Annotated in this window: 8 protein-coding genes; 6 read left to right on the top strand and 2 right to left on the bottom strand. The window is 67.1% G+C overall.

Annotation, left to right across the window (positions count from 1 at the left end; genetic code table 11):
* Window positions 1-23: 23 nt before the first annotated feature.
* Window positions 24-1,082, bottom strand: coding sequence for a hypothetical protein (locus OG538_RS07210; RefSeq protein ID WP_406091287.1), 1,059 nt, complete (start codon window positions 1,080-1,082; stop codon window positions 24-26).
* 371 nt (window positions 1,083-1,453) lie between these two features.
* Between OG538_RS07210 and OG538_RS07205 the strand changes: the two genes are divergently transcribed.
* Complete coding sequence (locus OG538_RS07205) at window positions 1,454-2,653, top strand: hypothetical protein (RefSeq protein WP_406091285.1); 1,200 nt, start codon at window positions 1,454-1,456, stop codon at window positions 2,651-2,653.
* Between the two features lie 340 nt (window positions 2,654-2,993).
* Window positions 2,994-3,791 carry a hypothetical protein gene (locus OG538_RS07200; protein ID WP_098894640.1) on the top strand — a complete coding sequence of 266 codons (798 nt, stop codon included), beginning with the start codon at window positions 2,994-2,996 and terminating at the stop codon, window positions 3,789-3,791.
* A gap of 64 nt (window positions 3,792-3,855) precedes the next feature.
* On the opposite strand, the gene OG538_RS07195 is transcribed toward OG538_RS07200, so the two are convergent.
* A complete protein-coding gene (locus OG538_RS07195) occupies window positions 3,856-4,695 on the bottom strand; it encodes an IS5 family transposase (protein WP_324773640.1) in 840 nt (279 codons plus the stop codon).
* Between the two features lie 628 nt (window positions 4,696-5,323).
* On the opposite strand from OG538_RS07195, the gene OG538_RS07190 reads away from it, so the two are divergent.
* The 4 genes from OG538_RS07190 to OG538_RS07175 are packed head-to-tail and all read left to right on the top strand — an operon-like array spanning window position 5,324 to window position 12,107.
* Entirely contained in the window at window positions 5,324-5,638 is a 315-nt protein-coding gene (locus OG538_RS07190; RefSeq protein WP_324773638.1) for a trypco2 family protein, read from the top strand.
* A 1-nt stretch (window position 5,639) separates the two neighbouring features.
* Window positions 5,640-7,802, top strand: a complete 2,163-nt coding sequence (locus OG538_RS07185; RefSeq protein ID WP_324773636.1) for a trypsin-like peptidase domain-containing protein — start codon at window positions 5,640-5,642, stop codon at window positions 7,800-7,802.
* Window positions 7,799-8,806: a MoxR family ATPase gene (locus OG538_RS07180; RefSeq protein ID WP_359555749.1), complete on the top strand. Its 1,008-nt coding sequence runs from the start codon at window positions 7,799-7,801 to the stop codon at window positions 8,804-8,806. The genes OG538_RS07185 and OG538_RS07180 overlap by 4 nt, the downstream gene beginning before the upstream one ends.
* Window positions 8,793-12,107: an SAV_2336 N-terminal domain-related protein gene (locus tag OG538_RS07175; protein ID WP_406091282.1), complete on the top strand. Its 3,315-nt coding sequence runs from the start codon at window positions 8,793-8,795 to the stop codon at window positions 12,105-12,107. Before OG538_RS07180 ends, OG538_RS07175 begins: the two co-directional genes overlap by 14 nt.
* Window positions 12,108-12,110 lie beyond the last annotated feature (3 nt).

Genomic DNA, 12,110 nt, shown 5'->3' with positions numbered 1-12,110 from the left:
CGGCACTCCCGGGCCGGAATTGCCTACGGGGCCCCGGCCCGGGACAAGGAACTCGCCTCATAGCGCAGCTGGTAGGCGCGTACGCCGGTGCCGTTCATGCGGTAGAGGGTGATCGCCGACAGGAACTGCTTTTTAACCTCCGCGGTGCGGTAGCGCTCCTTCTCTCCGATGCCGCTGATCCACTCCTCGATGTGCTCTGGGAGCTTGAAGGCGAGTTCGTAGGCGCCGACCGCGTCTGCGGGTGAGAGCGTCCATTCCGCCGCGGCTCCTACGCCCCGTCGTCTGATCCGCACTGCATGGTCGGGCTTCGCCTCGGCGTACTCCAGGAACCCTCGGTGATCATCGGCGGCGAGCGGCAGGATGAATGGCGCAGCCGGGAAACCGAGGAGTAGCTCCGCGTCGCTGTGCTGCCGCAGCACTGTGGCGAAGTCCTCAATCACGGTGCCAGCGGTCTGTTTGAACTTCCCCTCGGGGATGGGGACAGGTGGCAGCTCCAGCGGGGATGTCCCCAGCGCCTTGCGCAGCTCCGATCGCATCCAATTCAGCGGGAAGGGGGCGGACTTCGACAGATGCTGCTGCGCCGTGCACAGGCTCGTTGCCGTGGCTCCGATGTGGCCAAGCAGCCAGGCGAAGGAGGCACCCGACAGATCCACGAGAGAGATCTGGTGGGTGAGCGCGTACTTCTGGGCGTCGGCCGTGAACCCGCTCGCGGAAAACAAGGCATACGAGTACTTGTATCGCTGCCGGGGCCGCGTCCCGGCCCCCGTCATGAAGTTCTCGTTCACGTCGTGCACAACACCGTGGGCGTTCCGGACAACCTCCAGCTCGCAGCGTGTCTGGTAGTACTTGGCTTCCAGAAACAGCCGCACCGGCATGGAGAACGCCGGGGTGAAGGCGAACTCCCCGAGAACGTCGACCTGGTGGAGCGCGCCCCGCCCTCGGACCCGTAGAGTCTGGCCCTCCGTCACCAACTCCACCGGATCTTGATCTTCGTGGACGAGAAGCCGATAGCCGCTGAAGCGCAGCAGCCAGGCCAGCGACTCTTCCAGTAAGTAGCCCCTCAGTGAGGAGTCCTTGAGCATTGTTGCCGCCCCCATCTATGAGCTGGTCACACAGCCGAAGGCGATCATCTCACCGACCAATGCACTGGCTCCTCAACGATCAACTCAGGGCCCTGTGATCCACTCGGTCGCTCTCGCACCGCCGCAGCCCTACCCAGCAAATCGATACGCTTGGGTGTATGGACTCTGATGAACTGCCGCCCTTCGCAGCTGAGTTGATGGCTTGGTTCGCCGACGTACGCGCGCCCGGGTCGGCTGGATCGTACGTGGGGGATTGGCGGCCGCTGAGTGCTCTTGCCAGCTGATCACGGGTCACCGCCAGTGTCGTTGCGCTTGCAACTGAGGAACGCCGTCCCGATCTCTATTCCAAGGATCATCGTCTTCGTAACGAGATGCTGCTGGGGCTGAGTGGGTTGGGGCTCATCGCCGATGCCGTCGCGCGCGGCCAGGACGTCGATCTGGACCGGGCGGTGGCGGAGTTCGGTAGGTTCTGTCGTGCCTCGCTGCCTTCCTCGGAGGACTGGCTGCTTCTCGACGGGGAGATCCCAGCTGGCACGCGGATTGAGATCGGCGAGTATGTGCTGGAAGCGCTTTCGGATGAGGGGACGAGGCAGCTGCTGCCGCCCATGTACGCCGTGATGCCGTCAGCTCCGGCCAGCTGGCAGAACGTGCCCGTCCTCAAGGGCGCTCCGTTCCTTCGGCGGGTGGTCCCGGATCGGCCCCTGCGCAGCGGTCACCGGTTTCCACTTCTGGAGATGCCGTCATGTCCCGAACTCCACCACTGGCGTCCGCTACTGCCCATGCTGCTGTGGAGCGATGATGTCATCAGAATGAATGCCTGGTTCATCGTCGAGCCGAGACGGTGCGCGGATCTGTACGCCGGCTCTGTGCCGGTGGTCCCGGACGTCTATTCCGCCGGCGACGGCCAGGAGATCGAGTACGAACGACGAGAGACGGGGCTGTGGCGGCTGACGGGTCAGGACACTTCCCGGCTCGGCGTTTTCTGCGCGGCCGTCGACGGCTTGATCGGCGCGGTGCTCGAGGGGGCCAACGAGAAGAACAAGAAGGCCAAGACTCGGGCACGGCGCCTGCAGCGCGCCGCCGAGCACCTCCTGCGGGCCGCCCACCGCACCTACGGCAATGATTTCGTGTGGGAGGAGGACGCAGACGAGGTCACGCTGCACTACGTGATCGCCATGGAGGCGCTTCTGGGGGACGAAGGGCAAACCGATCTCAGCCGCAAGGTGAAGCAGCGGGCCGCGGCTTTGTGGATGACCGATGCGCTGCGCCTTGAGGTCGCCGAGGTGGTTGGCAGGGCGTACGCGCGCCGCTCGAAGTACGCCCACGGAGACGACACGCGTGACATCGATGCGAAGGAGCTGGAGATGCTGCGCCGCGTCGCGCACGGCGTCATGCTGCGTTGGCTGGTCACCACAGTGCCGACCGGGCTGGATCTGCCGCTGGAGTTGGACAAGACCTTGCTGTCAGACACCGCCCGCGCTGCCGTGGTGATGGAGCCGTTGCGCGCGTTCTTCGACGCGGCTTCTCCTGCCCTGCTGCCCTCGGACGCACAGCGGCTTCGAGCCACGTAGGGGCAGTCAGTGTGCCCCTACGGTTACGGCCTCGCGGCAGTCTGCTTGGCCTGCTTGCCGGCGCGGACCAGTGCGATGGCACGCGCCCGGAACTCTTGAGGATAGGTGCGAGGCATGACTGCCAGCCTTCCGCGAAGGGCTTTCAGGTAGCCACCAGAACTGGAACCCGAGACATGGGGCAGGTCAAACCTGTCACCCAACCTTGCAGCAGACCCGACCCTGGTGACCGCAGTAGCGGGAAGCGGTGCAAAGCCAGCAGTCGAGGGTCGGCGTGGCGCCTCAGTCACCGCTACATGCCACTATGACGCGTCACATGAGGAGATGGGGGGCGACGATAGTCATGAGGTACGGCCAGAGGCAGGCGGACAAGCTCGATGAGACGATGCTCGAACTGCTGCTGCCGATAAGCGCGGTGGAGTCACTGGGGCAGTGGCTAGCCGACCCGGAGCGCGGCCAGCGGTACGCGAACGGAAGTGGCCCTCACACCATCCCGTACGCGCCATCCACCTGGATGGCCGTAACACCCTGGCCCACCGCCTTCGCCGACCGGGCGGCGGCCGATTCGGCCTCGGTGAGCCGAGCCGAAGTCGTGGCCGCGGTCCGGGCCGCGGAGCAGTCCGAGAGCTGGGCAGAGGCGTTCGTGGCCACGCAGGTGTGGGGCTACGGTGTTACGGGCTACGGCCCGTACCGCACTCGTCAGGTGCTCGCCCAGCCCAGCGCTGAGGCCGTCCTCACCGAGGCGGTGTCCCTGCTCGTCGACGAGGGCGCGGTCGCAGCCTACGAGGTGCTACACACTCTCGATGGCCTCGGGCCGGCGTTCCTCACCAAATTCCTTTACTTCGCGGGCCAGGCGCTGCCAGACGTGAAGGGCCCACGTCCCCTGATCCTCGACAGCGTGCTCGCCGGGATCCTGCGCAGGCACGCCACGAAGGTTGGACGTGCGGTTGGCTATGAGTGGTCCGAGGCGATCGCCAAGTGGATCTGGCGCGACAGCGGCTGGAGCTCCCACCGTTACGACGTCTACCTCCGGTGGATGTACGCCGCCAACGAGCGACTCGCGGCCGCGTCGATCGACTGGCCCGCAGCCCCAGACGTGCTCGAGCTGGCCCTCTTCAGCGCCGTTTGGGACCTGGAATAGCCGTATCGCCGGTGTTCACCTTCTGACTGAGCGTTTGGCCCTGGAGTATGCGTTTGGTCCCGGGTTAGGTTCCGCGCCAGTTGGGGGTGGCTTCGTGGGTGAGGCGGCGGGCCATGAGGTCGATCATCGCGAGGTGGATCATTGCCTCGGAGCGGTGCGGGTGGCGCTCGTAGTCGCGGGCGAGGCGGCGGTGGTGCATGAGCCAGCCAATGCTGCGCTCGATGGTCCACCGCCGCGGGATGATGGTGAACCCGTGGGCGCCGGGCGGGCGTTGGACGGGATGGACGTCGATACCCAGGCGGGCGCCGTGGTCGATGGCCGTGGTGCGGTAGCCGGCGTCCACCCAGGCCTTGCGGATGCGGGGATGGGCGGCGGCGATGCGGGACAGCAGGGTGACGCCGGCCGCGGTGTCGGACACGCTGGCGGCGGTGACCAGCACGGTCAGCAGCAGGCCCACGGTGTCGCAGCCCAGGTGCCGCTTGCGCCCGATGATCCGCTTGCCCGCGTCGGTGCCCTGGCCGGCCCGCGGCACGTTCGCCGAGGTCTTGATCGTCTGAGAGTCGAGCACGCAGGCCGACGGCTCGGCGTCGCGGCCCTCCCGCTCGCGGACCAGGCGCCGGAGCACCCCGGTGAGCTGCTCGCAGACGCCGTCGGTCTGCCAGCGGGCGAAGTAGCCGTAGACGGTGTTCCAGTTCGGGAAGTCGTGGGGCAGGTAGCGCCAGGCGATGCCGGTGCGGTCCACGTACAGGATCGCGTTCATGATCTGGCGCAGGTCGTGCTCGGGCCGGCGCCCGATGTCGAGGGCATGCCGGCGCCGCTCGTTCCGCCAGGCGGTGAGCACGGGTTCGATCAGTTCCCAGCGCTGGTCGGACAGGTCGCTGGGGTACCTGTCGCGCGGTGCCATGTTGCAGAAATACCGCGGTATGACGCCCAGTGCCAGCGGCCAAACGGCCGCTGAGGGTGGCGAGTTGGGAGGAGACGGGAGATGCCGGAACGAAACAGTCCCCTGCCGTCGCAATGCGGGCTCTCGACCCGACCGCCTCACCTGCCCCAACGGAGCCGGACTTCAAAAACGCCACATCCAGCAACGAGACAGGGCAAAACACTCAGTACGTCTCGGGACACATCCGGCCCTCCCGGGCCGCCCATCCAGCTCCGCGCGCTGTGCAGCTCCAGTTCGGCCTCGATCTCGACCGGGAGGTTCCAGGGAAGCATGGCTTCTTGTCTTCAGCGGCTTCCAAGGAGTGGCCGTCCGGGTCTCCGGGGTGCCCTGGCTACTGATTTCGGCCGACGGCATGCTGTACGGAGCGAGGAGGGCGGCGACTACGGGATCAGTGGCTCTTCGGACGGCAGCACCTCGCACCACCCACCCACGACCTGGTCGTTGGACTTCCTCTCGCGTGGTGGCATGCGGTGGTCGCCTCCTTTCGTGACCGATTGTTCATGACCGAGGTTCGAGATGTCTCATGAGCGCTGTAACGTACCGGCGAACCTAGTGTTTTGTGATTGTCCTGAACCGGGGGCGGGCGGAGATGTCGACGATTGGTCTGGCCACGGCCATCGAAGAGCTGCGGCAGGAGCTGTACGAGGCGCAGCGGCTTGGTGTCAACCAGCAGTTCGCCTTCGGCGTCGAAGAGGCGGAGCTGGAGCTGCGGCTTGAACTGCGCAAGTCCGTTAAGGGAGACGGCAAGCTCTCCTTCGGTGTGGTTGCCGTCGGCGCGGGCGGTGAGCATTCCACCGTCAGTACCCACAAACTGACGCTGAGACTGTCGGTCAAGGACCGGGCCATCGGTGGCGCGCGCCCCGAGGTCGGCGACGACGAGTTCGGGGCGCTGGACGAGGACTGACGTGGATCCGCACAGACTGGCGCAGATCCGAAGCGGGGGTGGCGGCGAGGGACGCCTCACCGTCGGCTCCGGCTATCTGATCGCCCCACGGTTGGTGTTGACCGCCCGTCACGTGTTGGTTGACCAGGCCACCGAAAAGTTCTGGCCGAAGATCACCGTACGCGTCGGGCACGACCGCTACGGCGAGACGACAAGGGCGACCGCAGAGCTGCTCTGGGAGCACCCGGACGGCCTTGACGTCGCGCTGCTGTCCGTTGACCGGGAGATCGACCTTCCTGGCGCCGTTCGCTGGGGCCGCCCTACGGGCATACGGCCGCTGAAGTACGAGGGGCTCGGCTTCCCATGGGCCTCCAAGGCGGAGGGCCGGGAGCCGGAGCACCTGCGAGGTGACCTGTCGGTCCTCTCCGGCGGCAAGGACCGCTACGTCCTGGACCAAGGCCCGGCGCCGGTTCCCCGTACCGGCGGCGGGAACGCCTGGGGTGGGGCCTCGGGGGCTGCGATCTTCTGCTGTGGCTATCTGGTTGGGGTAGTGACCGAGGAAGACGCGGCCTACGGAGCCCGCCGACTGCTTGCCCTACCAGTGTCTTCCTTCGCCGAGGACGGCGGCTTTGTATCCCATCTCGAGAAGCACACCGGCGGGCGTCCCGGACTGAGCGCGATCGGCGCGTCCCTCCCCAAGGCGGGGCTTGCCTCGGAACGTACGTTCGCCGAGCGCGAATTGGAGAAGCTACTCACGCCGTTGTTCCCGGACCCGGATGTGCGCACCGGGCACGCGCGAGCCTTGGTGCACGAACTGGGTTACGACGCCAACGGCTACGAGCCGGCCATCGCCGACCTCGTGGCGCTTGTCATGGAGCATCGCCGCGCGCTCGCGTCGCTCGGTGAAGTCGTCGCCCGGACCGCGGAGGGCACGGTGCGCGGAGCTCTCACCCATCTCTTCTCACGTGCCAGGGCACTCGAATGCGGGTCGCTGCTCTCGGTGAACGAGTACGAGGACCTGCTCTGCCTGCTGCGTCGCGTCTGCGATGAGTATCCGACCCTCCTGCCCCAGGCTGCCCGTGAAGCGTTGCCGTACGTCGTGCTGCCCGAGCCTCTTACTCGACTGCGGCTCGATGAGGATCGCCTTGCCAACGCAATCGAGTGTCTGGAGGACCTACCCGACGGCGAGAGCGTCCCCGACCACACTCCACCGGTGCCAGCGCTTCTGCGGCTCGTCGAGTATGTGGCGGCGTCCGCTGGCGACGAGCTGGCTGACGGCCTGCGCGCGTGGTCGGGGACGGTCGCCGACCGGCTCGGTGTCCATCCCGGGGCCTTGAGTGAGCGGCGTGCGGACGCCGCCCGGTGGGCGAAGCGCCCCGCCTCGCCGGTGTCGCGGGTGGTGATGGAGCTGGAACACGATGATGCCGTGGGGGACGACCGGTACCGGTGTCGAATCCTGCTCGTCCGCGACGACGGCTCATACCGGGTACTCAAGGAGGCAGAGTCGGGGTCCAAGACCCCGCAGGAGGTGGCGAGCAGCCTGAGCGAGGCGATCTTCGCCGTCCGCCAGGAACCCGGGCAGCGAGACCATGTGCCGTGGGTGACCGTCGTGGTCGACCCCGAGGGGCTTCACCTGGCCGTCGACGAATGGGTGCCGGCAGTGCCCAACGACATCCTTCCGGCTTGGCCGATTGGAGCCGAGTACCGCGTCTCTCTGAGCTGCCCCGAGCTGAGCGACCTGATACCGGAACGCCAAGGTGATCAGGAACGCCGGTGGAAGATCGGACGAGGGACGACGCTGGTCATCAGCCAGACGTGCGAGAGCAGGGATCAGCTCGTGGACCTGCTGAAGACCGAGCATCGCGACACCGCGCGAGTGGTCCTCCACAGTCCCGCCGACGAGCGGAAGCGCTGGCTGCTGGCCACTCTCGCCTTGGGTGTCCCCGTCGTTCTCTGGGACCGCGATCCCGTCGGCCATAACGACGCCGGGGGACTGGAGAGCTTGGCTCCCTCCAGCGACCTGGAGGGGCTCACCGAGCGGGTCCGGTGCTTTCGGAGCCGCTCGGCGGCCTGCTCGACGGATCGGCGTCCACGGCCCTCCCTTGTGTGGGAGCCAGAAGGTCGTCACCCGAGGATCGAGTCGCTACAACTGACGGACCCCCGGAGAGGAACGCAAACGTCATGACCACCTCCCATCCCCTGTCCGGTGCATCTCCGCAGCGTCCGTCCTCCGATGGCGGAAGCGAAGTCTGGCGGCTCTTCCGCGGTGACGGCGAACGCCGTGAGACCCCGTTCCCTGCCGCTCCGCCGTGGCGTCGCTTCGGGCTGGAGTCCGTGACCGATGCCAGCGTTTCCTACGCACGGCCCTACCTAATCGGCCCCGACGAGGCCGACGTCGTGAATGCGGCGCTCCACCTGCGCCGACCTCTCCTGGTGACCGGGCAACCTGGCACGGGCAAGTCCTCGCTGGCTCACGCCGTTGCCCACGAACTCACGCTCGGCCGCGTCCTGCAGTGGCCGGTCAACAGCCGCTCCACCCTGCAGGACGCTCTCTACCAGTACGACGCGGTCGGCCGGCTACGCGAGGCCACTTTGCTGCGTGACGCGGAAGGCACGGAACCGGACATCGGCCAGTACATCCGGCTTGGCGCCCTGGGCAACGCCCTCCTGCCCCGAGAACGCCCTAGAGTGCTGCTCATCGACGAGCTGGACAAGGGCGACATCGACCTACCCAACGACCTGCTGACCGTCTTTGAGGAGGGTGAGTTCGCCATTCCTGAACTCACCCGGCTACCCGACGACCACGCGCCTGTGCATGTCCAGACCGACGACCCGGACGAATTTGCCCCAGTTACACGCGGCCGCGTCCGGTGCAGTGAGTTCCCGGTCGTGATCATCACCAGCAATGGCGAACGTGACTTCCCACCCGCCTTTCTGCGGCGCTGCGTCCGCCTCGATCTTCCCGAGCCCGATGAGCGTCGCCTGCGTGAGATCATCGCCGCCCACCTCGGTCCCGACGCTCTGAACCACACGGACGACCTGCTCCGCGAGTTCCTGGGGCGCCGCGCTGCGGGTGAACTCGCCACAGACCAGCTACTTAACGCTGTCTTCCTCCGGAAGGGCGGGGTGAACCTTGACGCGGGCTCCCTTCTCGAGGCCGTCCTGCACCGCCTCGGTGAAGCTGTGTGACGCCGTGATCTCGCGCGTGACGAAGGTCCTGGCCGAGAGTGGGGCAGAGATCTCCTATGAGGAACTCCTCGACGTTCTATGGCTCGCCAGAAGGCTGCCCCGAGGGGTTGCACCCGTGGCACGTGCCGTTGGCGAACCTGCGACGCTCTCGGAGCAGCATGGCGCCCTCCACCACAACGGATCGGCGACACCCGTGCCGGAGGCTGCGGGGCACGACACGCCGACTGCCGAGCCGACGACTGCGGAGTCAACAGACCCAGCGTCCGCGAAGCCCGTCCAAGCCACAGCGCGGCCCCGTGCCCATGACGACCCGGAGGTGTCCGCAGGGGCGATCCCGTCCCGGGCGGTCGCTGTCCGTGCTCCGGAAAGCCGCCTCATTGGGGCCAGGCAGCTCCGACTTGGTAAGTCCCTCCGGCCGCTGCGGCAGCGCTTCCCCGACCGGCGTCGCTATGAACTCGATATTGCGCGAACCGTCGCGGCCATGGCCGACACAGGCGTGCCCGAGCCTGTCACCCGCCAGGCGCGCACCCGCTGGCTGTCCCTGGCTCTTGTGGTCGATGACGGCATCTCCATGGTTCTCTGGCAACGCCTTGCCGCCGACATCCGAGCGCTGATGGAACGCGCCGGGGCGTTCCGCGATGTACGTGTGTACGGACTCGACACGCGCGGCGCCATCCCGTCCTTGCGGGCCAGCCCGTATCGCCACCGCAGCCGTCTTCTTTCGCCAAAGACTCTGTGTGACCCGAGCGGGAACACCCTCGTCCTCATTGTCAGTGACGGCGTGGGCGCAGCCTGGCGGAACGGCGGGATGAGGCAGGTGACGGGACGTTGGGGAAGGTGCGGGCCCACGGCGATCGTGCACGCGCTGCCAACCCGGCTCTGGGCGGGCACTGGGATCGGCGCACGGCGCTGGCAGGTCACCACCCGACGGCGTGGCGGCCCGACCTGCGCCTGGCATGTCACTGATCCGGACCTGCCGCCGGACCTCGTCCGCTTCGACTCCGTACCCGTCCCCGTCCTCACGCCGACCCCCGAGGCCGTTGCCGACTGGGCGCTACTCATCGCCTCGCCCGGGGGCACCGCTCTCCTCCCGCTGTGGGACGGCGGCCAGCAAAGCTGTGGTCGGCCCGCCGCCGACACTCGGGGAATTGACGCCGCCGAAGCGGTGCTCCGCTTCAGGGAGGCCGCGTCCGCCGAGGCGTACCGGCTGGCGGCCCACGTCGCAGCGGTCGCGCCTGTAACGCCTCCCGTGATGCGTCTGGTGCAGGCCGCCATCGGGCCTCCGACGGACCCCGGACATCTAATGGAGGTGTTTCTGGGCGGACTGATGCACGAGGCGGATGCTGCCGAGCCGGAACGGCTGCCGCACCACCGACGGTTCGACTTCGCGAGCGACGCCCGCCGAATTCTGCTCAGCGCCGTCTCCCCGAAGGAACTGCTGCGTACCACCGATGCCATCACGCGCCACATCGAAGCAGCCGTCGGCCGTGCCCCGGTCTTCCCGGCCTGGGTCGGCCACCCGGAGGGCTTCTCCGTGATCGACGACATCGGACGCCCCTTCGGTTGGCTGCGGGAGCAGCTGCTGACGCGTCTCGGTATCCCGTCCGCAGATTCCATCCCGATGACATCCGTACCGGACCGCACTGTGGTGCCCAGACCAGTGACTGAAGGCTCCCTGAGGTATGGGGCGGCCCGGATCGGGGACTCTGAACCGAGTAGGCAGGGTGCGCCGCCGTACGACGACGGGTCTGGCAAGAGGCTGCGGGCGGGGGTGACCGATCTGGTTGAGAACCTCGCCACGGACGCGCCGCCGGAGGTTCGCGCACGCGCCGCGGCTCAGACCAACACGCTGGTCGCCAAGCTCTGGAACTACTGCAACGTCCTGCGGGACAACGGCCTGTCCACCATCGAGTACGTCGAACAACTGTCCTACTTACTATTCTTGAAGATGGTCGATGAGCTTGCCGAGGAGGCTTGGGAGGACGACGACATTGCCCAGGTCGTCCCCGAGGGCTACGACTGGAAGTCCCTGGCTAGCAAGCGTGGGGTGGAGTTGGAGAAGCACTACCGCGCCATCCTCGACGAGCTGGGCCGCCGCCCCGGCACCACTATCGGCACGATCTTCGCCGAGGCGCAGAACCGCATCACCAAGCCCGCGCTCTTGGAGAAGCTCGTTGTCGACCTGATCGGCCGCGAACAGTGGACCATCAAGGGGGCGGACCTCAAGGGCGACGCGTACGAAGGGCTTCTCAACAAGGGCGCCTCCGACACCAAGACAGGTGCTGGCCAATACTTCACCCCTCGCGCCCTCATCGACGCGATCGTCGAGGTCTCGAGGCCGACACCGGACGACATCATCGCCGACCCGGCCTGCGGCACTGGCGGCTTCCTCATCGCCGCCCACACGTACCTGCGTAAGCACCACATGCAGGGCCTGCCCGGGGAGAAGCGCGAAGCCCTCCAGCGAGGCGACCACATCCGCGGCAACGAGCTCGTCACGGGCACTGCCCGACTCGCGGCGATGAACATGCTGCTGCATGGCATCGGCGCCAGCGACGGCCCCAGCCTCGTCTCGGTCGGAGACGCCCTGGCCGAGAAGCCATCCGGCAAGCGCGCGACGCTCGTCCTCGCGAACCCGCCCTTCGGCCGCAAGTCCGCCATCAGCATCATTGGTCAGGACGGACAGGTCGAAAAGGAAGACGTCGAGTACGACCGCGACGACCTCACCGCCACCACGACGAACAAGCAGCTCAACTTCCTGCAGCACATCATGTCGCTCACCTCGATCGACGGCCGCGCGGCTGTCGTCCTCCCGGACAACGTGTTGTTCGAGGGCGGTGCCGGCGAAAAGATCCGTAGGCGGCTGCTGAACGAGTTCAACCTGCACACCATCCTGCGGTTGCCCACGGGCATCTTCTACGCCGGCGGCGTCAAGGCCAACGTCCTCTTCTTCGAGAAGAAGGCGCCCCGTGCCGACGGCAAGCCCCACACCGAGCGCACCTGGGTGTACGACTTCCGCACCGGCCAGCACTTCACCCTCAAGCAGCGTCCCCTTACCCGCGCTCACCTCCAGGACTTCGTCGACGCCTACAAGGCCGATGACAGCGAGAGCCGCGTCCCCTCCGAGACCCCGGAGGGTCCGTGGCGGGTCTTCGAGTATGACGACCTGATTAAGCGCGACAAGGTCAACTTCGACATCACCTGGATGAAGGACCCGGCCCTCGAGGACGAGGGACAACGACCTACCGCCCGAGGTCATCGCGCAGGAGATCGTCCAGGACCTCCTGGCCGCTCCCGATGAGTT

The organism is Streptomyces sp. NBC_01013 (genome assembly GCF_045162765.1).
Classification (GTDB): Bacteria; Actinomycetota; Actinomycetes; order Streptomycetales; family Streptomycetaceae; genus Streptomyces.
The sequence above is the reverse complement of the archived record's forward strand: the minus strand, read 5'-3'. Positions and strand labels throughout refer to the sequence as shown.

What these genes read in the sequence shown, in the direction of transcription:
- OG538_RS07205 (WP_406091285.1), top strand. Translation starts at nt 1,454, where the DNA reads ATGCTGCTGGGGCTGAGTGGGTTGGGGCTCATCGCCGATGCCGTCGCG.
- OG538_RS07200 (WP_098894640.1), top strand. Translation starts at nt 2,994, where the DNA reads ATGAGGTACGGCCAGAGGCAGGCGGACAAGCTCGATGAGACGATGCTC.
- OG538_RS07195 (WP_324773640.1), bottom strand. Translation starts at nt 4,695, where the DNA reads ATGGCACCGCGCGACAGGTACCCCAGCGACCTGTCCGACCAGCGCTGG.
- OG538_RS07190 (WP_324773638.1), top strand. Translation starts at nt 5,324, where the DNA reads ATGTCGACGATTGGTCTGGCCACGGCCATCGAAGAGCTGCGGCAGGAG.
- OG538_RS07180 (WP_359555749.1), top strand. Translation starts at nt 7,799, where the DNA reads ATGACCACCTCCCATCCCCTGTCCGGTGCATCTCCGCAGCGTCCGTCC.
- OG538_RS07210 (WP_406091287.1), bottom strand. Translation starts at nt 1,082, where the DNA reads ATGCTCAAGGACTCCTCACTGAGGGGCTACTTACTGGAAGAGTCGCTG.